The organism is Dyadobacter koreensis (assembly GCF_900108855.1).
Lineage (GTDB): Bacteria > Bacteroidota > Bacteroidia > Cytophagales > Spirosomataceae > Dyadobacter > Dyadobacter koreensis.
Window position 1 is genome coordinate 429,296 of record NZ_FNXY01000001.1, and the last position, 22,201, is coordinate 451,496.

At 47.4% G+C, this 22,201-nt stretch carries 23 protein-coding genes; 20 read left to right on the forward strand and 3 right to left on the reverse strand.

The genetic code is table 11. The features are described 5' to 3' along the window. Positions 1 to 16: 16 nt before the first annotated feature. The 4 genes from BMY70_RS01780 to BMY70_RS01795 all read left to right on the forward strand — a co-directional run bounded on the left by BMY70_RS01780 (position 17) and on the right by BMY70_RS01795 (position 2,688). Positions 17 to 583, forward strand: coding sequence for a Crp/Fnr family transcriptional regulator (locus tag BMY70_RS01780; protein WP_143072030.1), 567 nt, complete (start codon positions 17 to 19; stop codon positions 581 to 583). A 163-nt stretch (positions 584 to 746) separates the two neighbouring features. After that, positions 747 to 1,265 (forward strand): MauE/DoxX family redox-associated membrane protein, encoded by a 519-nt coding sequence (locus BMY70_RS01785; RefSeq protein ID WP_177196931.1) that lies wholly within the window; start codon positions 747 to 749, stop codon positions 1,263 to 1,265. A 24-nt stretch (positions 1,266 to 1,289) separates the two neighbouring features. After that, positions 1,290 to 1,562: a DUF6520 family protein gene (locus BMY70_RS01790; RefSeq protein ID WP_090331346.1), complete on the forward strand. Its 273-nt coding sequence runs from the start codon at positions 1,290 to 1,292 to the stop codon at positions 1,560 to 1,562. Positions 1,563 to 1,644: 82 nt separating this feature from the next. After that, the gene (locus tag BMY70_RS01795; protein WP_090331349.1) at positions 1,645 to 2,688 is read left to right on the forward strand and encodes a hypothetical protein; all 1,044 of its coding nucleotides are present in this window, start codon (positions 1,645 to 1,647) and stop codon (positions 2,686 to 2,688) included. 33 nt (positions 2,689 to 2,721) lie between these two features. Here the strand turns inward: BMY70_RS01795 and BMY70_RS01800 are convergent, their stop codons facing one another. From BMY70_RS01800 to BMY70_RS01810, 3 genes are all read right to left on the reverse strand, one after another. Next, positions 2,722 to 4,038 carry a TlpA family protein disulfide reductase gene (locus BMY70_RS01800; protein ID WP_090331351.1) on the reverse strand — a complete coding sequence of 439 codons (1,317 nt, stop codon included), beginning with the start codon at positions 4,036 to 4,038 and terminating at the stop codon, positions 2,722 to 2,724. A 40-nt stretch (positions 4,039 to 4,078) separates the two neighbouring features. Further along, on the reverse strand, positions 4,079 to 5,323 hold the full coding sequence (locus tag BMY70_RS01805) for a RagB/SusD family nutrient uptake outer membrane protein (protein ID WP_177196932.1): 1,245 nt from the start codon (positions 5,321 to 5,323) through the stop codon (positions 4,079 to 4,081). Between the two features lie 173 nt (positions 5,324 to 5,496). After that, the gene (locus BMY70_RS01810; RefSeq protein WP_090331356.1) at positions 5,497 to 8,541 is read right to left on the reverse strand and encodes a SusC/RagA family TonB-linked outer membrane protein; all 3,045 of its coding nucleotides are present in this window, start codon (positions 8,539 to 8,541) and stop codon (positions 5,497 to 5,499) included. Between the two features lie 590 nt (positions 8,542 to 9,131). On the opposite strand from BMY70_RS01810, the gene BMY70_RS01815 reads away from it, so the two are divergent. The 16 genes from BMY70_RS01815 (at position 9,132) to BMY70_RS01890 (ending at position 22,121) form a co-directional block, all read left to right on the forward strand. Then, on the forward strand, positions 9,132 to 9,500 hold the full coding sequence (locus BMY70_RS01815) for a helix-turn-helix domain-containing protein (RefSeq protein ID WP_090331359.1): 369 nt from the start codon (positions 9,132 to 9,134) through the stop codon (positions 9,498 to 9,500). A 571-nt stretch (positions 9,501 to 10,071) separates the two neighbouring features. Further along, complete coding sequence (locus tag BMY70_RS01820) at positions 10,072 to 10,578, forward strand: hypothetical protein (protein ID WP_090331361.1); 507 nt, start codon at positions 10,072 to 10,074, stop codon at positions 10,576 to 10,578. 110 nt (positions 10,579 to 10,688) lie between these two features. Then, the gene (locus BMY70_RS01825; protein ID WP_218148583.1) at positions 10,689 to 10,994 is read left to right on the forward strand and encodes a DUF4134 domain-containing protein; all 306 of its coding nucleotides are present in this window, start codon (positions 10,689 to 10,691) and stop codon (positions 10,992 to 10,994) included. Between the two features lie 56 nt (positions 10,995 to 11,050). After that, positions 11,051 to 11,374 carry a DUF4133 domain-containing protein gene (locus tag BMY70_RS01830; protein ID WP_090332568.1) on the forward strand — a complete coding sequence of 108 codons (324 nt, stop codon included), beginning with the start codon at positions 11,051 to 11,053 and terminating at the stop codon, positions 11,372 to 11,374. Between the two features lie 19 nt (positions 11,375 to 11,393). Then, a complete protein-coding gene (locus BMY70_RS01835) occupies positions 11,394 to 13,859 on the forward strand; it encodes a TraG family conjugative transposon ATPase (protein WP_090331365.1) in 2,466 nt (821 codons plus the stop codon). Positions 13,860 to 13,872: 13 nt separating this feature from the next. Beyond that, positions 13,873 to 14,550: a conjugal transfer protein TraI gene (locus BMY70_RS01840; protein WP_090331367.1), complete on the forward strand. Its 678-nt coding sequence runs from the start codon at positions 13,873 to 13,875 to the stop codon at positions 14,548 to 14,550. An 11-nt stretch (positions 14,551 to 14,561) separates the two neighbouring features. Continuing rightward, on the forward strand, positions 14,562 to 15,206 hold the full coding sequence (locus BMY70_RS01845; protein ID WP_143072031.1) for a hypothetical protein: 645 nt from the start codon (positions 14,562 to 14,564) through the stop codon (positions 15,204 to 15,206). Between the two features lie 5 nt (positions 15,207 to 15,211). Beyond that, the gene (locus BMY70_RS01850; RefSeq protein WP_090331371.1) at positions 15,212 to 15,841 is read left to right on the forward strand and encodes a hypothetical protein; all 630 of its coding nucleotides are present in this window, start codon (positions 15,212 to 15,214) and stop codon (positions 15,839 to 15,841) included. Positions 15,842 to 15,859: 18 nt separating this feature from the next. Further along, entirely contained in the window at positions 15,860 to 16,957 is a 1,098-nt protein-coding gene (gene traJ / locus BMY70_RS01855; RefSeq protein ID WP_090331373.1) for a conjugative transposon protein TraJ, read from the forward strand. Positions 16,958 to 16,987: 30 nt separating this feature from the next. Beyond that, positions 16,988 to 17,605, forward strand: a complete 618-nt coding sequence (gene traK, locus BMY70_RS01860) for a conjugative transposon protein TraK (RefSeq protein ID WP_090331375.1) — start codon at positions 16,988 to 16,990, stop codon at positions 17,603 to 17,605. 43 nt (positions 17,606 to 17,648) lie between these two features. After that, entirely contained in the window at positions 17,649 to 18,011 is a 363-nt protein-coding gene (locus tag BMY70_RS01865) for a hypothetical protein (RefSeq protein ID WP_090331378.1), read from the forward strand. Beyond that, positions 18,008 to 19,288, forward strand: coding sequence for a conjugative transposon protein TraM (gene traM / locus BMY70_RS01870; RefSeq protein ID WP_090331380.1), 1,281 nt, complete (start codon positions 18,008 to 18,010; stop codon positions 19,286 to 19,288). The genes BMY70_RS01865 and traM overlap by 4 nt, the downstream gene beginning before the upstream one ends. A gap of 24 nt (positions 19,289 to 19,312) precedes the next feature. Then, a complete protein-coding gene (traN, locus tag BMY70_RS01875; RefSeq protein ID WP_090331382.1) occupies positions 19,313 to 20,149 on the forward strand; it encodes a conjugative transposon protein TraN in 837 nt (278 codons plus the stop codon). An 18-nt stretch (positions 20,150 to 20,167) separates the two neighbouring features. Further along, on the forward strand, positions 20,168 to 20,908 hold the full coding sequence (locus tag BMY70_RS01880; protein ID WP_090331385.1) for a hypothetical protein: 741 nt from the start codon (positions 20,168 to 20,170) through the stop codon (positions 20,906 to 20,908). Between the two features lie 30 nt (positions 20,909 to 20,938). Then, complete coding sequence (locus BMY70_RS01885) at positions 20,939 to 21,250, forward strand: hypothetical protein (protein ID WP_143072032.1); 312 nt, start codon at positions 20,939 to 20,941, stop codon at positions 21,248 to 21,250. Between the two features lie 214 nt (positions 21,251 to 21,464). Then, complete coding sequence (locus tag BMY70_RS01890; RefSeq protein WP_090331388.1) at positions 21,465 to 22,121, forward strand: hypothetical protein; 657 nt, start codon at positions 21,465 to 21,467, stop codon at positions 22,119 to 22,121. Positions 22,122 to 22,201 lie beyond the last annotated feature (80 nt).

The following is a 22,201-nucleotide window of genomic DNA, read 5'->3' on the forward strand; positions in this document are numbered from 1 at the left end:
ACTTAAATTTGCCCTCATGAGCATGCAAACCATCTTGGACTTACTGAGCGCGGAGTTCAGCCTGAGTCCTGACTTTACAAAGGCGATCAGCATCCATCTGAAAGAACATCACTTACAAAAGGGTCAACCGCTGCGGCTTCCCTCCCCTTCGGGAAACGTAATGTTTGTACAAGCCGGCCTTTTGAAAGCGTGCTATTTCAGCCGGAATGGCCGCGAGTACATCACACGGTTTTGGCAGCAGGGAGAAATAATTATCTTCAAACCCAGCCCCTATGAGCCGATGCTGCCCGCAGAATATCTGATCACGCTGGAGCACACGACCCTGTTTACCCTGAGCGATAAACATGCGGGTTTTCTTTTAGAACGATTCCCGCAAACCTATCCGCTTTTAAACCATTTCCAGCGCAAAGAGGCCGCAACCAGTGATTTAATCAGCCACCTGCGGCAGCTTCCGCTGGAACAGGCTTATCAAACATTCGTAAAGCATTTTCCGGCGCACCGAATTCCGGTAAAAGACATCGCCTGCTTTCTGGGTGTAGCCGCCAAACGTTTGAGTGAAATCCGGGGACAAAAAAGGACCTAATCAACAGTTTATGATCCGATAAAAGCCCTATTCCGGATCAAATTTACCCATTTAACAGACGCGGAGCGCCAGCCGCCGTACCACTACTTTTATGACGTCATCCTCAAAAGGCTTTCCGGGCAGCGAGGAAGGGCAACATTTTTTCCACCTAATCCATCTACTCATGCACATTTTACGAGCTCTTTCGACTGAAAAACTTTCGAAAAAAACCAGAACGACCCTTGTTAACACGGTCAGTTTTCTGCTCGTTCTTTTGTTTGTCTATGCAGCGGCAAGCAAACTGCTGGATATGGAAAAATTCTATGTTCAGACCCGTCAGTCGGCACTGCTTTCTTCTTACGCCCAGCTTGTCATCTATGTCATACCGCTGACCGAGCTGGTGATTGTAGTGTTGTTGTCTATGGCTTCCACCCAAAGGATTGGGCTTTTTTTCTCATCGGTTTTACTGAATCTTTTTTCAGGCTACATCTATGTTTTACTTTCTTTCAGCCCAAATGTTCCCTGCAGCTGTGGCGGAATTTTAGAGAATATGAGCTGGCAGCAGCATCTGTATTTCAACCTTGTGTTTGCGGGGCTTGCCCTGGTAGCGCTTTGGCTTTATCCTGCCAGACAGCAAACCGACGCAATAAGATATTCTAATGCGCATGGAATCAGGGCAAACCGAAAACCTGAAACAGAGTAGGTACAATCCAAAACAATTTCACAAATGAAAATGCAAAGCAAAAAACGGGCACTGCCTGTATTGGCAGCGGTTATTGGACTTTCGGCGGCTCTTGCAACCGCATCAACCCCGAACAAACCAGCCCAACAGGCCTGGGGACGCAACGCGGCCAACGAATGTGTGGCCGGCGAAGTGGAAGATGATTGTGGTCTTATATCAGGCGCTGCCTGCTCGTTTAACGCGGGAGGCCAGACCATTACCGCGCACAGCAGTCAGGCCGACTGCGCAAATCCGGAAGCTGTGCTAAGAAAACCTTAGACAACGGCTTCTGACGTTTTGGGGCCCTGATGAGCTGGTTCATCAGGGCCTTTTTCCGGGTTCCACTTAACCATTTCAAAACATGTTACAATATTTCAAAGAACGTTTCGTGATGCTGGCTCTCCTGATCTCAGCGGCTGGCATCGCCATTTTATACCTGCTATCGCAACAGCAGCCCAGGGGACATTATGGATTTAAAAGACGATATAAAGCCTTTCCGGTACCTACCCTGCAAGTCCCGCTGGGTTACAATTCCTATTACCTGGCTGGCGCTGATTCTAACTCCGTTTTGCTGGGTAATGTCCTGGCGCCTTTACACGCGATCCAAATAAATCTTCAAACACCCGACACTGTTCATATACGCATCAGTGCCGATACTTCTTTTCAAGCTGTCAAATCCAGACTTACTCTTTTGGGATCCCGGTTTTTAATGACCGATCCCCAGTTGCATACGGTCTGGGCAGGCAGCACTCAAACCTGGAAATGCCGGAAAGTCACCTTTAAACCAGGCTCACCGCTGACGCTGGACGAGTATCTGCCCGTTTCTACAAGCGCGGTGTTATTCCGCGCCGTTCAAAACCAACAATTCGTGATCGGGCTGCACAAGCAAGGCAAACAGCCTTTGATTTTCCCTTCTTTTTTGAGAAAGCGGGGTGATCCGTTATTCTCGTCAGACGGCACGATGCTTTACGATCAAAGGACAGGCCGGTTTGCTTATGTGTACTTTTATCAAAACCAGTTTACCATCAGCGATTCTATCCTTCGGCACGCCAGGTCGTATCCAACGCTCGACACCAATGGGCACGCTTTGGTTCAGGCCCGTTGGATCAAATCCAGCAGAGCGCTCAAATTGAGCTCTGCCCCTGTTATGATTAACCGTCTGGCTGCGCTGTCCGCCGAGAGGCTTTTCATTTACTCGAAGATCCATGCAGACAACGATGACCCCAGGCGAAAAGACAGCCACACGGCTATTGATGTTTATAGCGCAACCAGTGGAAAATATCAGCATAGTTTTTATCTTTCCGATCCAGGCGGGACCTCCATACGCGGGATACTGGTACATGAAAATCAATTGATTATACTCTATGAACGTACACTTGCTGTTTTTTCGCTGCCTAAGACCTGAGCGGGCCTGCCATATTAAAGACCATTTTTCATCTTAGTGAACCCGAGATGCGTGAGTTCGAAGGGTCTCACCGAGTTGGTCCACCACCAGTACTTCCACTTCTCTGGACTCAATCTTTAAGGCCATTTTATACTTTGCAAGCGCGGCATTCAGTTTTTTAGGATCGTAGATATCGGCCTCAATGTTTATGTTTCCTAGCAGCCCCTTGTATCCTGTCTCATCAAGGATTGGATATTGCGAGTAGTGATATGGTGTCATCGCCAGCAGCGATAGCAGCGAATATTTCACACTGACTCCGTTAATGACCCACTGATTGTCGTCCAACAGAAATCGAACATCCTTTGGGTTTGTACAGTGAACAGCGCTGCTATCCTGCATGCTGAGCACCAGACAGGGTTTCATGCGTTTCTCCCAGCGTACTCTGGCAGGAAAAAGGCGAAGAAGATCGGCCTGCATCTGTTTCTGAACCTGCTTTTTAGATGCGGCCGGTATAATGAGCTGATAGAGATATTTGGCCGAATCGCTCAGATTGATTTCTGCCCTATTGAGCTGAATCAGTTCAATATCGCCGTGATAGGTCGAATCGCTGCTGTAGGCCAGACGGTACAGTTCCTGGGGTGAATAATTTGAAGCAACGGCATAGGACCGCATCGTCTTTTGATTTTGACTGATTCCGAAACCAGGCCAGATTCTTCTGTCTGCCAGGCTGAGTCCTGAATAGTGCGTCAGCGGGCTCAGCGCCATCACAGCACTATCGGCGATCAAAGGTTTTGAGAAGTCGGGATGAATGAATTCATTGTTGCCGATGTATCCCGACATTTCAGGCATCTGACCGCTAAGCATGGCCTGAATTTTCGCTTCTGTCAGATCCTGGGAAAGGCTGATGGATTTGACAATTCCCTGTGGGTCCACCCATACGACAAAGGGTACACCACTGTGCGGAAAAAGCTGTTTACCGGTGACCGAATCTGCGCACGCGATCGGAAGCGTCATCTGCACCCCGGCCAGCTTCTTTCGCTTGTCGATCGCTTTGCGCACCAGCGGTGCCCCCTGATATGTATTGACCAAAACGATCTGTATCTGGCCATCGAATTTTTTTTGAAGCTCTAAAAGCTTCGGCCACATTTTGATGCAGGCACCGCAGGTGGTGGACCAAAACTCCATGATCAGCAGTTTACCCTGAAAATCAGCAAGCGGCAGCTGCGATTTTGGATGGTTGATAACACCGCTGAGCACATGATCTTTGAGCGAATCGCCGATCTTAATGGGCCTTGCGGGAGTTGACTGCGCGCGTCCGTGAAACGGGCGGTACAATAAAGAAAGAAACAAAATCAAAATAAGCTTTTTCATCGTACTGGAATTAATCTAAGAATAAATGTTTTGATTGCTGTCAGTAGCCCGGGTTTTGGACCAGCGCACTGTTAAGCTGGATTTCGCTGTCGGGGATCGGATACAGAACTGCGCTTTCCTGCCAGCGTACGGACTTGCTTTCGGTGAGCTTAGGTCCTGCATTACCGGTCCTTTTCAAATCAAACCATCGGTGTCCCCACTCACAGAACAGTTCCAGCCGCCGCTGCTGATAGACTGAATCCAAAAGTGCCTGCTTGTTCAGCTGCAAGGCTTCAGGCCCTAGCGGCTCGAGCCCCGCCCGCAGCCGTATCTGATTCAGATCCTGAACTGCGCTCTGGTTCTGTCCAAGATGCACATACGCTTCCGCGCGAATTAGATATTGTTCTGCCAGCCTTAGCACCATCGAATATTCCTGAACAGGAACGCCCGTGCGGATCTTGTATTTATAGGGGAAGAAAAAAAGCTGGTTTTGAGCATTAATCCGGCCGATCCAGCGGTTTCTTAAATCCGTGGAAAGAAACTGTTTTGCCAGCTCCCGATGCAGACTTACACTGGTGGGGGCCGCGTTGAGAACAAAGATATTTCCCTCGTAGGTATTTAAAACCGGCGACACAGGCATCAACTGCCAGATTGCTTCCCGACTGTTTTTCAAAAAAACACTGTCCACCGCCGTTAGCCTAAATTCAGATACCGCACCGATCAGCTCACTGGCCTGGTCGGCGGCTTTCAGCCAGTCCTTGCGGTATAAATAAATTCTTGCCATAAGCGCAGCGGCAGCACGGGCGTTGGGCCGGATGCGCTGACCCTGATCTATGCTATAATCCGAAGCCAGAGCAGTCTTGGCAACGGTCAGATCAGACAAAATCTGAGCATATACAGAATCTGAAGGTGCCCGGGCCACCGATTGATTCTGCTTGTAGTCCGTTGATCGTACCAGGGGAACATCCCCATAGAGATTCACCAGGTAAAAATGGCAAAACGCCCTTAGAAAAAGCGCTTCGCCGGCAAGCCGCCCGCGTACAGGCTGCGAAACGTTTTGTGATTTCTGCAGACCTTCCAATACCGAATTAGCATAGTAAATCGTTTTGTAAGCCTGTTGCCAGAGCCTTGCGTTATCAGTATTAAAGCGGTCAAGTGCATTGTTATAAAAAGTAACTCCGCTGGTAGCTGTAGCCTGGCTTTCAAGCTCGTCTGCCGAAAGACCGCTCAGAACGGTGACGCTGCCTGCACCGCCACTGGCAAAATACGAAGCACTGGACATCATCTGAATGTACACCCCTGCCATCGCGGCCGATGCGGTGGCATCGTCCTGGTAGACACTGCTGCTGGAAAGCTGCGAAACCGGCACAGGCACTTCGACCCAGTCCCGGCATCCGCCCAGCAGTAACGCAATTGCCGCAGGCACGTACATGCACTTTCTTAGTAGTTTCATTGTTTTCATAGTTTGTTTGCTTCCCTTTAAAAAACCTGATTGATTCCGGCTGATAGTACACGCAGTGGTGGCAGATAACCAACCGAGGCCTGCTCAGGATCCCATCCCTTGTAGCGCGTGAAGGTTAATGCATTTTGCGCTTGTATAAATATTCGCGGCCCGGCCAGTCCCCCTTTTGCACCCGCACGCAGCGGCACGCGCCAAGAGATCGAAACGTTTTTCAGCCGGATGAACGAGGCATCGCTGTAGCTGTTTTCGCCGTAACTTCTGGCCTCAGTGAACTGTTTATAGACCGGGTTGCTGATTGCGTAATTCTGTGAGAACTTCTGGTTGCTTGTCAGATCACCCGTTTTTTGCCAGCGGTCAAGCACCTCTGCCGGCTGATTCGAATTATTCAGCCCCCAGGCGCCGGGCATTCCGAACACATCCCGGCGGTAGTTGGCCCCCGTCTGCCTGACAAACTGAAGAAAAAAATCCAGTTCCACTCCCCGGTAACGGACCGTGTTACCGAGTCCGCCAAAGAAGCGCTGCCCGGTAAAGACAATAGCGGTCCGGTCTATCGCATTGAAAGTTCCGCTGTTGTCTGCGTCCTTGAAACGGTAGGTCCCGCTGGCCGGGTCGACGCCTACATACTCATAGGTTTTGCGGATACTGAGCGGCTCTTTGATCGCATAAGTATTTGCATAAGAAGACCCCGCAAGACCTGGATAATCAATCAGCTTGTTCTTCGGAATGGTAAGATTTATCGTGCCGCTCCACTGCACAGACGTTTTGCGCAGATACTGCGTGTTAAGTTCGAATTCCCAGCCGCTGTTTCTTACCCTTGCCGGCAAATTATATTGTATCTGAGACTGCCCGGTGACCGAAGGCAATGGATAGCCGACCAGCTGCCCCGTGGATACATTATTAAACCAGTCGGCAGTCAGGCGGAAACGGTCCTGGAACAGTCCGGTTTCCAGAGCAATATCCAGCTTGCGGCTTTTTTCCCAGGAAAAATCCGCATTAACAAGCCTGGTAGGATATAATCCTTTCTGCCCGTTGTAGCTATATGCGGTCGAGGAGTATGTATCTAAAAATCCGTAGTCTGGAATCTGGTCACTACCGCTGCTTCCATAGGAGACACGGATCTTACCAAAGCTTAGAAAAGGTACTGCTTCTTTCATAAAATTTTCCTGGTAGAAAAGCCAGCCTAACCCTGCGGCAGCGAAATTGGCGTATTGCCTGTTAGGACCAAAGCGGCTGGATCCGTCCCTGCGCGCAGTCAGGTTAAGCAGGTATTTATCCTTGAGGTTATAATTTAGCCTGCTGTAAATACCTCGGTAACGGTACTCACTCTGGTTGTCAGCGGTTACCAGCACCGAGGCCGCCGCGCTACTGGTGCCGAGCATGGCATCGCTGCTGTAGCCGGTTGCATACAAGGTCTGGTTACGAAGCTTGTTCTGCTGAAAAGTCATACCTGCCAGTACACTGAGCGTTCCTGGCCCCAGGGCCTTTTCGTATTGAAGCTGAGGTTCGGCTATCCAGGTTTTTACAAGGGCTGTGGCAAAGGAGGCTTCTCCATTTTTTACCCCGTAGGCCGGATTGAAGTAGCTAACCGGCGAGCTGGTCTGCTGGCTGGTATTTAACGTAGTGAAGCCGCCGCTCACTTTAAAATCCAGCCCGGACAACAGATGGTAGCTTACAGTCATGCTAGTCAGCAAATTGTCATTGACTGCCTTGTAGGTTTGTCTAAGATAACTCATCGGGTTCTGCCAGCTTGAAGCCGCCCAGTTTAGCTCTCCGGATGGTAGATAAATCTGCGGGGCGTTCGGCGCGATTGTCAGGGCCTGGCTGGCCAGATTCTGACGCATAAGATTATTTTTATCGGCCACATAATTAACAGACACATTGACTTTCAGCCGCTGATCCTTTGTAGCGTGCCTCAACTGCAAATGCCCTGCTCCACGCAGGTAGGCGAAGTTGCCGGGAAAAACCGTTGTTTCACGGTGCAGGCTGCCACTGAGGATAAAGTGGGTCCTTTCATTTCCTGCGCTAAGCTGCGCCTGGGCATTGGTCGAGCTGGATGTATTACCGACAAGCTCCTTTTGCCAATCTGTATACCGGTTCGGATCCCAGCTTAAAAGGTCAGGCGCATTGTTGAGCGTCGGTTCAACTCCATCATTTGCGAATGCTTCACGGCGCATCTGAAGATACTGTGGTGTATTTAAAACCTTCATTTTTCTGGAAATTCGGCCTGCTCCCTGTGAAAAGTTGACTTCTAATTTGGTTTTTCCTTGACGTCCTTTTTTCGTAGTGATCAGCACAACCCCGTTAGCCCCGCGGGATCCATAGATTGCAGTAGCATCCGCATCCTTAAGAATTTCTATGCTTTCTATGTCAGATGGATTCAAACTGTTAAGCGGACTTATGTTTCCGCTGTAAAGTTCTCCGGCTAAGCCGGCTGCGATACTTGCACTGAAAGGGATTCCGTCAATCACATACAAAGGATTATTGCCATCTGCTCTCAGGCTGTTCTGCCCTCGAATGGAAATATTTATTGGTGCGCCGGCAAGACCGCTTGTCTGCTGGATAGAAACACCGGGCATGCGGCCAGACAAGGCTTCCAGCACATTGGTCACAGGCTGTTTCTGAATGGTTTCAGCAGCAATTTTACTAATCGCACCCGTATTTAACTGCCGTGTTGATTCCCAGTATCCGGTCGATACTTTGACCTCCTGCAGCAGAGACAGATCCTGGCTCAAAACAAAGATCAGCGGACTTCGCAGGGGCAATGTTACCGTGGTATCCAACGAACGGTAGCCTATAAATGACACCGTAAGTTCAACCGTTGACTGTGAAGCTTTTATTACAAATGCTCCCTGGCTATCAGTGGTTGCACCCAATGCGGTATGTTTAAGCTGTATGTTAGCGCCAACAAGTGGCATCTCGTCCATAGCGGTCAGGACTTTGCCCTGAATGATAAAAGATGGCTGTGCTCCAGCTTTTAAACTGTTAATAAGCATCAGATAAATGAATACGGTGCAGACTAAATAAAGCAGTCTTCTTCCCGGAGAGCAATAAAACAATTTCATTGCAATTAAATTTAGGAGTGAAATAGAGAAAAGATCTTTACAGATATTCGGCAGTCAAGACAACAGGTTTCCTGCGTTTTCCGGATATGACAGAAACCTTGCATCATTAAAAGCTGAAAAAATTCAGAAAGACTTATTCCGGCTTGCGGATAATCAGGCGGTAAATAAGACGATTTCTCATTGTAACAAGTGTTAGAGCTTCAAACAAAGCATTGCACGTACAAAATTGTTACTAGATGAGTCTTAAAATAAATTGAGCACCCGGGAATTGTTTCCATAAAGACGTGGGACTCAACTTATCGATGCTGAGGTCCTCGGAGACCCGACTACGAATAAGATAGAGATAACCCACGCCTAGGTCGTGAGCTACATCCACTTATTGTCTACTAGTCTTTTGAAATTTCCGAGGTTTCAGCACCGAGACTCTAAGCGAACAGCTTCAATTTCTTTTTATCGAAGAATCGCAAATTAACCAAAACAGGCAAACCTAACAATTACCTATTAAGATTTTAGACAAATATAATAAAAATATATATACAATTACGGTAAACCGTAATATTTTTTCCTTTAAAACCGGGTTCCTTGCTTAAATGGAGGAAAAAGAAAGGAAATATGCTCAATTGAGAGTAGCAATGGTACTAACAAGATTGCTGGAGGAGAATAAGATTTTGGCGGATACGAATAAAAAGGATCATTATAAAGATTTAACATTAATACATTCCCAGTTACAAATTTCTGTTGAGACTGGACTTAGACCTGCCACCCTTACAAGTATATTTAATGGAGATTCGAATCCTACGATTACTTCTGTAATCCAAATTTTAACAGCCCTAAAAAAGACGTTTGTAGAGTTTGGAAATCTATATGAAAACATTCCAGAATCTGAAATTCAGAAATTTCAAATGATGGTTGCATCAAAAAAAAGAAGAAACAATAGAAAACGCGAAAGTGACAACTAGTACTAAAAAGCCAATCTGGCGATTAAACTTTAATATTCAAGTCTTTGAATTAAAATTCCTTTTATAAATTATTCATAAATTATTTCGACTTCGGATATTTTGTTGCGACTTATCTATGATTGCATTCATTTCGATTATTTAAACGTAGTTACTTGCTAAATGATCTGTCGAACTTCCTTTAAAAACTTAAAACAAAATTCCCTATATACTCATATTAAGGCTGTGTCAGATAAATTATTAAATATTCATATTAAGTTGTCCTACTTTAATTATTGATAAATTTCCATGTTAGCTACGGAATCAGCACACTTAATTGTAATATTGATTTCACTCCCAGTTACTATTTTTCAAAAATCTCGTTGACAAAATTCGGAGCTGCTTGATAATGGAAAAAAGTTATTGACTTGCCCAAAAAGACTTTTCCTATACACAAAAAATTTGGGGTGCAGCAAGGGTGCAATAAAATTGCACTTTATTGCCGTTAGACTGCCGGTTAAGTTTGTAACATGCTTATGGGCGCGCGATTCTTATTTCGATAGCCCGTGATTTGTTTAACCAACTTACAGATGCTATGTTTACTCTTTCCAATCCCTGGGCAGATTATATTGCCGTCACTGGTGTGCTTCTGCTTGTCTATTATTTTCTTATCGGAATGAAATTTTACCGCAAGAATATCATCGCGCGGTTTAATTCGGCAGAAAAAGAAATACCTGGTCTTAGCCCACAGCCTGAGCACTTTCAAGACGAAGGATCAGAACCAAGCCAAACATTCGCTTTGGAGAATCCGTATCCTGAAATGGAAATCACAGAAGATCCTCCACTTCCAGACCCCCTGATGATGCAGCAGGTAGAAGAATTGGTCTTTCAGCTCAAGGATGCTCTCAGCCAAGCATTAAGGCAAAATCAGGAGCGGGCACAAATCCTGACAGTACTCCAAAAAATTGTAGGCGGCTACGGCGCCTTATACGATACTCCCTTCCAGCTTTCAGTCAATACTTGGCTCGGTGCGGAATGGGAAGAACAAGGCCTTCTGCAGTTGAGTGATAATGAAATCAGGATGATCTGGACACTGCAGTGAGGTTTGAGGTTTTCCGGGCGCTTCCTTGCAACCAGGGGAGCGGCTCAGGAAAGCCCATCGGCGGATGAATGTTTCACTTTTAAATGATAAGGAAGAAAATGAGAGAATGGATGTTTAAAAGCAGACAAAAACTGCTGACTGCGGCCCTGTTGCTTGTGTCAGCGGCTTTTGCAGCCGCGCAGGATGGCGCCGCCGGCATCGAAGAAGCCAATACAAAAGTACGCTCCTATTTTGAGCCAGGGACCAATCTGATGTATGCGATTGGAGCAGTTTTGGGTCTTGTTGGAGCTGTGAAAGTTTTTCAAAAATGGAACGGCGGAGATAGCGACACTGGTAAGGTAGCCGCTGCCTGGTTTGGAAGCTGCATTTTCCTGGTGGTCGTAGCCACCGTTCTTCAGTCATTTTTCGGTGTGTAACGGGTGCGTATAGGCCGGAGCGTATTGTCTCCGGTCTATCTTAAAACCAAATGGATATGCATAAAAGCTATGAAATCAACAAGGGTATTAATAAAAGTATTCTTTTTAAAGGCTTACAGGGGCAGTACATTGCCTATCTGGCAGCGGCCGCATTCTCGCTGCTTCTTTTATACGCGGTGTTATATATGTTAAAGGTCAACACGTTTCTAAGCCTGGCCGTCACCGTTTTTCTTGGCGGTGTATGCACACTTCTGATTTATCATATGAATTCCACCTTTGGAGAGCATGGGCTATCCAAAGCCTTGGCCAAACGAAAGATTCCACACGCAGTCCGCTCACGGTCAGCAGTTTGCTTTCGTCGCCCAAAACATCAATCCTAGATTTTAAAGTCTTAATCACATGGAAAAATTAATAGATCAGGCTCTTCCAGTATTTGACATTGAACATGACTGCATCATTTCCAAGCAAGGTGATATGACTCTGGCTTTCGAGCTTACGCTTCCGGAAATTTTTTCGCTTTCCCAACAGCAGTATGAGATTCTTCACCAGCGCTGGGTTAAAGCAATCAAGATTCTGCCGGCTGGAAGCATTTGCCATAAGCAGGACTGGTTTCTTGAAAAAAATTTTATCCCCGGGCCCAAACGCCCCCAGCAAAGCTTTCTTTCGCAAAGCTCCGACAGCTTTTTTTCCGGCAGACCTTATCTGGATCACACCTGCTATGTGATGCTTACCAAAAAAGCAGCAAGCAGAAAACCAGCCAGTTCACTGGCTTCAAACCTGATCTCAGGCAGCCCGTTTCCGGCGGAGCTTTTGGATGAACAGGCCCTGCATGATTTTTCTGACAGCGCTTTGCAGTTCAAAAGGATTCTGGTCGACTCAGGGCTTTGTCAGATGCGCCAGTTAACGGATCAGGAGCTTTGGAGCAGCCGCAGCCAAAGCGGTCTTATCGAACGCTATGCTTACCTTCAGGCTGGCGAGAAGGCACGACTGGTCCGCGATATTGAATTCAAGGACGGGCTTCGTGTCGGTGACCGCCATTGCCAGCTCTATTCATTGGCCGATCTGCAAGACATGCCTGCTCAGTGCGGACCTTGGGCCCGCTACGAAAAATACAGCAGTACAAGCAGCGACTTTATAACCGGTTTTGCCAGTTGTTTAGGACTCCTGCTGGATTGCAATCACATATTTAATCAGTATGTACTGATCGAAGATACGGCAGCAACGCTTAAAAAACTAGAAAGTAAAAGGCTTCGCCTCCAGTCACTTTCGCTGCATGCGCGTGAGAATGCGCTGGCCTTAGAGGCCACAAACGAATTTCTGAACGAAGCCATCAGTCAACAACGTCTTCCGGTCAAAGCTCATTTCAATGTGCTAGCCTGGACAGAGAATAAAAATCATCTGAAAGACCTTAAAAGTAAAGTATCCTCTGCGCTCGCTCAGCTGGATGCAGTAGCGAAAGTGGAGACCGTTGGCGCTCCTCAGCTCTTTTGGGCCGGTATTCCAGGTAACCAGGCCGACCTGCCAATGAACGAGACCTTCGATACATTTGCTGAGCAGGCTGCCTGTTTTCTCAATCTTGAAACAAGCTACAGAAGCTCTCCTAGTCCGGTAGGACTCAGACTTGGAGACCGGCTCACCGGCAAACCGGTTCAGGTTGATCTTTCTGACGAGCCCATCGAACTGGGTATCTGCACGAACAGGAATAAGTTTATCATCGGCCCCTCAGGAAGTGGAAAAAGCTTTTTTACAAACCACTTGGTACGCAGTTACTATGAAACCGGCGCACACATCGTACTAGTAGACGTCGGGCACAGCTATAAGGGTCTATGCGAGCTGCTGGGTGGTTACTATTTCACTTATAGCGAACAGACGCCTCTCTGTTTTAATCCCTTTCATTTAAGCAGCGGACAAACTTTGGATACCGAAAAGAAGGAGAGCATCAAGACACTGCTGGTAGCACTCTGGAAAAGGGACGATGAACGCTACAAACGATCAGAATACGTAGCCCTTTCCAATGCGCTGAGTGCCTACTACGAGCATCTGGATCGAGATCCTAACGTTTTTCCCTGCTTTGATTCGTTTTACGTTTTTCTCAGAGATGAATTCGGCGCACAAATCGATGCAGATGGTGTGAAAGAAAGTGATTTCGATCTTCACAATTTTTTGTACGTGCTGCGTCCCTATTTCCGTGGCGGCGATTATGATTACCTTTTAAACGCTACACAGAACCTGGATCTTCTAAACGAACGGATCATCGTCTTTGAACTGGACGCTATTCAGAATCACCCGGTACTTTTTCCAGTAGTAACCTTGATAATCATGGAGGTCTTTATCAGTAAGATGCGCAGGCTGATCGGTATCCGTAAGTTAATTTTGATCGAGGAAGCATGGAAGGCAATTGCCAAGGAGGGCATGGCCCAGTATGTGCAGTACGTGTTTAAAACCGTCCGCAAATTTTTTGGAGAGGCCATCGTGGTCACGCAGGAAATCGAAGACATCATCTCCTCTCCCGTTGTCAAACAGGCCATCATCAACAATTCCGACTGTAAGATACTTCTGGATCAAAGTAAGTACCAAAACAAATTTGAGGACATCCAAAAACTTTTAGGTCTGACAGAAAACGAAAAAGCCCAGACACTCTCTGTGAACAAGGCCAATGATCCGCTTCGAAAATATAAAGAAGTCTTCATCAGCCTGGCTGGCGCGGTCTCAAGAGTATATCGTACAGAGGTCAGTTTGGAAGAATACCTGTGTTATACCACCGAACAGACCGAAAAATTAAAAGTAGAGCAGTTCACCCGGCAGCACGGCAGTGTTCAGAAAGGCATCGCTGCGCTGGCAGCACAGATGCGGCAAAACAAATAACCCAAGATAAAAAATGAAATTCAGGCTCTTATTCTTTATGGTTTTGGCCTTTGCAATGCTTGCACCTGTCCCTCAGACCAAGGCCGCCAATCCGTGGGCTGCCATCATCAAGGCAGCGATCAGAAGAGTCGTACGGGCTGTGGACCTCTTAATCCAGCGTCGGCAAAATGCTGTTATCAAGTTGCAAAATGCGCAGAAAGCACTGGAAAATGCCATGGCCAAATTAAAACTGGATCAGATCGAAGACTGGGTGCGAAAGCAGCGGGATTTATACCAAGCGTATTATCAGGAGCTTCGGAAGGTAAAAGAAGTGATTGCTTACTATTTCAAGGTCAAGCAGATTGCCCAGCAGCAGGAGCGTATCCTTGAACAGTATCAAAAAGCTTGGGGGATGCTTTCGAGCAGCACCCATTTTACAGCGTCTGAGCTTTTGTATATGCAGTCGGTCTATACAGGACTTTTGGACCAGACGGCCAAAACTACCGATATGCTCACCCTGGCTATCGGCTCTGATCTAACACAAATGAGTGATGCACAGCGTCTGGCACTGATCAACCAAGCTGCTGAATCCACCCAGCAGCTCTATGAAGATCTGACCCGGTTCACTGAACAGAATATGCTGTTAGCACTATCGCGCGGAAACAGTACGGATGATAACGGAATGATCCGGCAGCTTTACGGTCTGCCCTAAATTGATCACATATGAGAATTAGCTTTCTTATGCTACTGTTTACAATAGCTATCAATCCTTTGCTCAGCGCACAACGGCTGCGCGAATGGCTGCAGCAGAACCGGACCCAGAAACAGTATCTGGAAACCCAGATCGCAGAGCTGAAAATTTATCTGGAACTCACTGAGAAAGGATACCGCCTTGCAAAAGAGGGTTTAACCACGATTTCAAATTTAAAAGAATCGGAATTTAGCCTGCATAAGAACCGGTTTGACTCGCTTTGGATCGTTTCTGCTTCCATACGCGGATCGCCCCGACTGAGACAAATTACAGATATGCACGGCAAGCTTAATCAAATCTGCCAGCGGCTTCCTTCTGAGCTTTCCGAAAAAAAGCATCTAAACAGCGCAGAGCTGGACTATTCCAACCGGGTATTTTCAGGACTTTATCAAGAAGGACAAAAAGTGCTGATTATGATGCTTAGTATACTGGGCAACGGCAATTTTCAGATGGATGATCAGCAGCGCTTAGTTCAGTTAGAGAAATGTTTTCAGAAAATGCAGGCTGCTTACATAGCGGCTGCCAGGCTTAGCGGTGCGCTGTTGACACTGGATTCACAGCGGCGTTACGAAGAAATGCAGATCCAAACCCGCCGCGCATTGACCGGCATAAATTAAGACAGATGAGAAAGATTACATGGCTTTTATGTGTGCTACTGCTGGCAAGACCACAGGCTAAAGCTCAGACCCCTGAGGTCACCCAGCTGATTTTGAATATTGAAAAGCTCGATGAGCTGCGAAAAATATTAGAGGAGCTAAAAAAGGGTTATGAGATCTTAGAAAAAGGATACAATACCATCAAGAATCTTTCGGAAGGAAATTTCAAACTGCATCAGGCCTTTTTGGACGGACTGCTAAATACGAACCCCGCTGTCAAAAACTACGCCAAAGTCCAGCAGATCATCAGTGTCCAGCTTACCATCCTGCAAGAATGCAGACAAGCGCGTAGCTGGTTGTCCTCACAAAACGGTTTGGACCAGGTCGAAAACCGGCTTGCAGAGCAGTTGTATGTAAAGCTCACCTCGCAAAGTCTTCAGCATCTGGATGCCCTGCTTTTGGTATTGACCGAAGGAAAACTGCGGGCGTCAGATGATGAGCGGCTTAAGATGATTGATAAAATTCATCAGGATGTGCTCTCGCAGCTCACTTTTCTCAAACAATTTAACGGCGCGGCCGCTGTGCTTTCAGCCCAGCGCAAAAAAGAGCAGCAGGACGTCCAAACTTCAATACAGTTACTTGGCATTGACCCTTAAATTTTGTTCCCGTTGAAAATGTTTAAAAATCCACTATTGCCGGCTGCTGCCTTGCTGTTTGGCACGGCGAAGGCCAAGGCTCAGGGCTATGAGGATCAAATACGTGGCCTGAACGGAGTACTCGACCAGCTCTACGAACAGATGCTTCCACTCTGCGGCGATCTGATTAGCGTCGGAAGAGGTATTGCCGGCTTTGCAGCCTTGTTTTATATCAGCTCCCGCGTCTGGCGACATCTTGCCAGCGCAGAACCGGTCGATATTTACCCGCTTCTCCGCCCGTTTGCACTGGGTTTTGCAATTCTTGTGTTTCCCTCGGTAATCGCGCTGATGAACGGGATACTGTCACCGACCGTACGAGCCACCTCGGGAATGGTCAAAAACTCGGATCAGGCCATTGCGCTGCTTTTAAAACAGAAAGAACTAGCTATCAAAAATTCAGATCTCTGGCAGATGTATGTCGGAGACGATCAGAAAGGAGACCGGGAAAAGTGGCTACGCTATACGTATGGAGAAGGATATTCAGAGGGTTTTACAGACGGCTTGTCCAACGAAATCAAATTCTACATGGCCAAGCAGTCCTACAACTTTAGAAACTCCATCAAGGCAGCACTTAGCGAAATTCTGCGCGTAATTTTTGAAGCCGCCGCACTTTGTATCAACACGCTGCGCACCTTTCAGCTGCTGGTACTGGCCATCTTGGGACCTCTCGTTTTGGGTATTTCTGTTTTCGACGGATTTCAGCATACGCTCGCAGGATGGATCGCGCGCTATATAAACATCTACCTGTGGCTTCCGGTAGCCAACATTTTCGGCGCTATTCTTGGAACCGTACAGCAAAAGATGATCGATTTGGATATCAGCCAAATACAAGTAGCAGGTGATACCTTTTTCTCCACCTATGACATGGCATATCTACTGTTTCTGATTATTGGAATTGTAGGATATTTTTCGGTGCCTTCTGTGGCTGGCTACATTATCCATGCAGGCGGATCCAACGCGCTGCTACTGAAAACAACCACGCTTTTTGCCAATATCGCCACATCGATTGGAAGAACTGCATTTCCTGCGCAGGGAGGATTCGGCCGTTTGCCGCGCGCACCGGAGCGCCCTCGGTAATCTTATCATCTTTTTTAACACGCTACGCATATGTTTACCAAAGCAAAAAATATGGATACGGCTTTTCGTTACGGCCGCAGGCTCAGCATTACCGTGCTGTTGGCTAGCTTAACGCTTTGCTGTGTGACGATCTATCAAAGCTACCAGCTGATTGAACGCGCCCAGGACCGGATTTACATTCTCGCCTCAGGGAAAGTCATGGAAGCGGGTGCCTCGCAGCGAAGTGAAAATATCCAGGTAGAAGCCAAAGACCACGTGGCTAGTTTCCATACCTTTTTTTTCAGCCTGGATCCCGACAACAAGGTCATCGAAGCGAATCTTTCGAAAGCACTTTATCTGGCCGATGCCTCAGCCAAAAAGCAATATGATAATTTGAAAGAGTCCGGCTATTATTCCGGAATCGTCTCAGGCAATATCAGTCAACAACTGCAGATTGACAGTATCCGCATCAGTTCCGGACAGTATCCTTACCGCTTTAATTTGTGGGCGGTGCAGAAAATTATCCGGCCAACAAGCATCGTTTCCAGGAGCCTTGTGACCGAGGGGCAACTGCGAAATGTCTCCCGCAGCGATAATAATCCTCACGGTTTTCTGATTGAGAAATGGAAGACCTTGCAAAATCAGGATATCCAGGTCCAGATCCGGTGAAAGCCGGGCCACTATTGACGACACTGTAAAACACCCCCCTATTATGTTCTACCGATTTAGTCCTGCTAAAAAAAATACACGAAATGCTGCCCGTGAAAAAAGAAGCGGAACCTCACTTCGCCCGGTGCGCTGGCAGCTTAGAAGCTTTATTTTCAGACATGCCCTGACCGGAAAACTGGTCTTTTACTTTGGCCTTTTGCTACTGACCGCCGGAGCGTGCTGTCTGTATCTGCTTGGAAAGGGTCTTTACAACCTCTACCAAAGACCAGCCCCTGCATGGAAAGACTTCCAACGGCTCAAATCTCAGGCGCCACTTGTGAGCCCTGAGCATCTGGAAAATTATCTGGACAGTCTAAACAAGGCTACCCAGAAAGACAGTTTAAATCAACCTCATTCTAACCTATGAAAACTTACAGCTCTTCAGTTCAGCAGCAACGATTTTATCTGGTTCTGCCGCTTCTGATCCTGCCATTTTTGACGCTTATGTACTGGGCACTAATTGTTAAAAACACCAAAAACCAGAAGGCTAGCCCTATAGTTTCGCAGGGTCTGAATCCCTCACTTCCGTCACCTTCGGCTCCCAGAGATTCCTATCAGGATAAGCTTAGTTTTTACAGAAAAGCAGACAGGGATTCTGCCAGACTCCGCGAGCTACTGCGCAGTGATCCCTACCGCAATCAGCCCCTTTTACAATCCCAGGATCCGGCCGGATCCTTGCTTGGCCTCGGCCGGCAGTACCCCGATAGTGTGAACCTGCAAAAAAACAATCTAAAAGCAAAGGGCGACCTTCATGAGCAGAAGGTATATGAAAAACTGCAGGCACTCGATGCTGTGCTGGCAAATGCAGCCTCGCCGGCTTTTAAAAGTCCGCTGCCTGACCAGACTCAGTTAGACGAAGCCCTACCCTCAACGCCAAAGGCCGTAGAGCCCGTTTTGACGGCTTTACCGGAGAACAAACCAGTGATGATCGATCCTGAAATGGCACAGATCAATCAGACGCTTGACAAAATCCTACAAATTCAGCATCCTGAACTGGGCATGCCCGTCACTGGGTCGGATTCAGTCAGGCCACCTGCTGAGACCTTCTCCGTTGAGCCCTTTGAAAATAAGCTTCCGGTCCTTCATCTTTCCGAAGCCACAGCCTCTGACAGCATTGAAGCGGGTGAAATCGGCAGTGGTTTTCTTTCTTTGGACGGGCCTGTACAACCGGTTCTTCAGCACACTTTCACCGCCCAGGTTCAGGGCGAGCAGTCCTTTACCGATGGGGCAATCGTAAAGCTACGACTTACAGCGGACTGTTCGGTAGCCGGACTTCATCTGCGCAGCGGCGAGCTGCTTTTTGGCAAAGCTTCTATCAGCGGTGAGCGTGTGCATCTTTTGATCAGTTCGATCCGCCGTCAAAATGCGCTGATTGACGTCTCGCTTTCAGCCTACGATATGGACGGACAACCAGGTTTGAATTTACCGGGCTCTGTGGCCAGGAGTGTTGCCAAGCAGTCTATTAGTCAAAATATTCAGGGAGTCGATCTGGGCACACTGGACCGCTCGCTAGGTGCCCAGGCTGCTTCTGCGGGAATTCAGACAGCGAAAACGATACTCTCAAAAAAAACCAGGCTGATTCAGGTGACACTACCGGACGGCTATCAGCTTCTGCTTCGCGACACGAAAAATAAAACACTTTAATCAAACTCGTATCAAGTAAATAAGATGAAAAACAAACCAATTTTATGGGCAGCTGGTCTGATGCTGATCAGTAGCGGCGCCCAAAGTCAACAACTTTTCTGCGAGCCCTGCCTTCCGCTGGAAATTTCGACCCATAAAACTGTCAACGTCGTTTTCCCCTACGCACTCTCTGGCGTTGAGCGGGGAAGCGCTGATATTTTGGCTCAGAAAGCCCCCGGTGCAGACAACATCCTTCAGTTGAAAGCCAGAAAGAAAGGTTTTATACAAAGCAGCCTATCGGTCATAACTGCGCAGGGAAAACTCTACTGCTTTGTGGTGGATTATGCAGATCAGCCCATGCAGCTGACCCTTCTGGTAACCGATCAGCCTAAAACTGCTCCGGGCGTGATACTTTCCAGCTCCAAGCATCCCCATCCATTAGACAGTACCATTTTGTCAGCAGTCCAAGGAAAAAAGACCGTTCGAAATATCCGCGATGCGAAAGGAAAGGCGGTCCTGAGGCTAACAGGGCTTTTTACGGAGCATGATCAGCTTTATTTTGCTGTTGCGCTTCGAAACAGGGCTGCGCTCTCCTATGAAATCGAAGCGGTCAGGCTTTTTTTAATGGACAGAAAACCAGCTAAAAGAACAGCCCAACAACAGAACGAAATTAGTCCGAAGTGGATCTCAGGCCTAGACGATGCCACTACGCATTCTTCGGATCAGTTCCTGGTAATCGCTGCGGATAAATTCTCGTTTTCAAAAAGGCAGTACTTGACCATTGAAATTACCGAAAAAAACGGCGCCCGTAACCTGCGCCTACAGATCAGCGCCCGCAGGCTACTGCGTGCCAGAAAGCTCCCTGCTCCAAAGGATTTATGAAACCAAACGCCTTTGATTATGAACCAGCGAAACTTCGAATATTTATCTTCCCAGCTAAAATACACCGGTTTTGGCCAAACGCTCGATTCTCAGCTCAGGGAGCAGATGGAAAAAGACCAGCAGCAGTTCAAACTGCAACATACAGCAATCTATGGCAAGGACCAGCTCCACTCCACGCTGCAATTTAATCGGTCCATGCAAAGTGACCTTTATTTTTTTAACAGCTACAAAGCTGCTATTCAAAAAAACCAGCAGCAGCCGGGCCCGTCGCAAACTTTTTATATCGGCCGTGAGGGTGCTAATATCACCCAGAAAGAAGCCTATAACCTGCTTGACGGCCGCTCTGTATTCAAGGATATGACCACCCGTGATGGAAGGCTTTACCAGGCCTGGCTACAGCTGGACTTTAACCAAAACACGCCTAATGGAAATTACCGGATCAAGCAGTACAACAGCAACTATGGCTATGATTTGATCGGCGCGCTGAAAAGTTTACCCATCAAAGAGCTGTCGCCACAGCAAGAGCGGCTCAAAGTCATTGAATCACTGCTGAAGGGCAACCGGCAAAGCGTGACGCTGCTAGGCGAAAAAGGTGAGCAGAAGGTTTACCTAGAGGCCAATCCACAGTTTAAAGCGGTCATTCTATACGATGTAAATTATCAGCGGATTACACCAGCGTCAAAGCTTAAAGAAGAGCAGCAGAACACGATCAGCGAGCGTGAATCGCAGTCTCAGCGCACTTCCAGGGGTCTGAGGTAACACGGTTTGCGCGCGGTGATCTAAAATGAAATGTCTAGAAAAAAAGTTATGGCAGGGTTAGAATTACTGGACGAATTTATTGTGAGGGCATGCCGTGATCCGCGGATAGCGATTTCGCATATCGGACTTTTTGCAGTTTTAGCGGCGCAATGGGAAAGGCAGGGGCGAAAAAATCCGCTTCATGTCTTTGCCCGGCAGGTGATGACACTCTGCCGAATTTCAAGCAGCGCAACCTACCATAAAAGGATTCATGAACTTAGTGATTATGGATATCTGCGCTTTGAGGTGTCCTTTAAAAAAAATGTTCCCAGCAGAATTTATCTATTGCCTTTAAGCGAGTAGCTGACGCGCGCAATAAAAAGCTACGGACTCAGACAGGTCTTTGGGACAAGAGAGTCTGCCCTTTTTCGGCATCAAACATTCTGCCTTCATACAGGAGAGCAGACGAATCTTTTTGCTTAAAAAATGTAAAAAAGTTTCAATTGAAATTTCAATGAAACTATTAATCAAGTGAAAGTTTATTTTTTTCTAGAGTCCTATTAAAACAAACTGAGGTATGAAAAAAAAGCAACTCAAAGGCCGGGCGCAAATGCCCGACCCCAACCGGTCACTCTTTAAATTCAAGCTCGTGTGGGCTTTTGATAGAAACGGCGTTCAGCCAAAACCGCAGACCTGGTACAGTTTTGATTATAGCAGCGAGCGGGAGCTCTTCCCTGAAGGTCTAGACAAAGAGCTTCGATTTATTTGGAAAGAGCTCCTTTCGCTTTGCTGGAAAAACCAGCCGCTTTATGAGGGGATAAAGTGGCTCAGACCTCACCGCTGCGGCCCTGTTCTGGAACTCTATCTTCCTTCGGCACAAGCTTTCGCAGGGCAGATTGCAGAGCTTGAAAGAAGCCAGGGATGGGGCGAGCTTGAAGCGTATGTCGGCCAGCTGGGCTTTGACGATTTTGCTTTTCGCACGGTCTGCCCAAGCCACCCTAGACAGCCCGGCAACAGCCCCGGTCGAATTAAGTTCCGCGAGTTTTATGGCTTTAAATATCTGCACCGAAATGATTTTATTGTCAGCAGCCTCTCGCAGGGCAGGCTTTTAAAAGTTGACGTATATGATAACATAATGTATCACAATGAAAATCATCTGCACACACTTTTTGGCCGGATGCAAAGCAGTGAAAGTGCTAAGCAGGCACAGAATCCCTCGCTGCTTTTCGATTAAAAGCCTCACTGCTTGGCCAGGTATTGTAATCAACAGTTTCAGGCATACGGAATGGATGGTATAGCCCCGTCAGCGCTCTA

Bases quoted from the DNA above. Each gene is read 5' to 3' on its own strand.
- BMY70_RS01780 (WP_143072030.1), top strand. From the start codon at position 17: ATGAGCATGCAAACCATCTTGGACTTACTGAGCGCGGAGTTCAGCCTG.
- BMY70_RS01785 (WP_177196931.1), top strand. From the start codon at position 747: ATGCACATTTTACGAGCTCTTTCGACTGAAAAACTTTCGAAAAAAACC.
- BMY70_RS01790 (WP_090331346.1), top strand. From the start codon at position 1,290: ATGAAAATGCAAAGCAAAAAACGGGCACTGCCTGTATTGGCAGCGGTT.
- BMY70_RS01795 (WP_090331349.1), top strand. From the start codon at position 1,645: ATGTTACAATATTTCAAAGAACGTTTCGTGATGCTGGCTCTCCTGATC.
- BMY70_RS01800 (WP_090331351.1), bottom strand. From the start codon at position 4,038: ATGAAAAAGCTTATTTTGATTTTGTTTCTTTCTTTATTGTACCGCCCG.
- BMY70_RS01805 (WP_177196932.1), bottom strand. From the start codon at position 5,323: ATGGCAGGGGTGTACATTCAGATGATGTCCAGTGCTTCGTATTTTGCC.
- BMY70_RS01810 (WP_090331356.1), bottom strand. From the start codon at position 8,541: ATGAAATTGTTTTATTGCTCTCCGGGAAGAAGACTGCTTTATTTAGTC.
- BMY70_RS01815 (WP_090331359.1), top strand. From the start codon at position 9,132: ATGGAGGAAAAAGAAAGGAAATATGCTCAATTGAGAGTAGCAATGGTA.
- BMY70_RS01820 (WP_090331361.1), top strand. From the start codon at position 10,072: ATGTTTACTCTTTCCAATCCCTGGGCAGATTATATTGCCGTCACTGGT.
- BMY70_RS01825 (WP_218148583.1), top strand. From the start codon at position 10,689: ATGTTTAAAAGCAGACAAAAACTGCTGACTGCGGCCCTGTTGCTTGTG.
- BMY70_RS01830 (WP_090332568.1), top strand. From the start codon at position 11,051: ATGCATAAAAGCTATGAAATCAACAAGGGTATTAATAAAAGTATTCTT.
- BMY70_RS01835 (WP_090331365.1), top strand. From the start codon at position 11,394: ATGGAAAAATTAATAGATCAGGCTCTTCCAGTATTTGACATTGAACAT.
- BMY70_RS01840 (WP_090331367.1), top strand. From the start codon at position 13,873: ATGAAATTCAGGCTCTTATTCTTTATGGTTTTGGCCTTTGCAATGCTT.
- BMY70_RS01845 (WP_143072031.1), top strand. From the start codon at position 14,562: ATGAGAATTAGCTTTCTTATGCTACTGTTTACAATAGCTATCAATCCT.
- BMY70_RS01850 (WP_090331371.1), top strand. From the start codon at position 15,212: ATGAGAAAGATTACATGGCTTTTATGTGTGCTACTGCTGGCAAGACCA.
- traJ (WP_090331373.1), top strand. From the start codon at position 15,860: ATGTTTAAAAATCCACTATTGCCGGCTGCTGCCTTGCTGTTTGGCACG.
- traK (WP_090331375.1), top strand. From the start codon at position 16,988: ATGTTTACCAAAGCAAAAAATATGGATACGGCTTTTCGTTACGGCCGC.
- BMY70_RS01865 (WP_090331378.1), top strand. From the start codon at position 17,649: ATGTTCTACCGATTTAGTCCTGCTAAAAAAAATACACGAAATGCTGCC.
- traM (WP_090331380.1), top strand. From the start codon at position 18,008: ATGAAAACTTACAGCTCTTCAGTTCAGCAGCAACGATTTTATCTGGTT.
- traN (WP_090331382.1), top strand. From the start codon at position 19,313: ATGAAAAACAAACCAATTTTATGGGCAGCTGGTCTGATGCTGATCAGT.
- BMY70_RS01880 (WP_090331385.1), top strand. From the start codon at position 20,168: ATGAACCAGCGAAACTTCGAATATTTATCTTCCCAGCTAAAATACACC.
- BMY70_RS01885 (WP_143072032.1), top strand. From the start codon at position 20,939: ATGTCTAGAAAAAAAGTTATGGCAGGGTTAGAATTACTGGACGAATTT.
- BMY70_RS01890 (WP_090331388.1), top strand. From the start codon at position 21,465: ATGAAAAAAAAGCAACTCAAAGGCCGGGCGCAAATGCCCGACCCCAAC.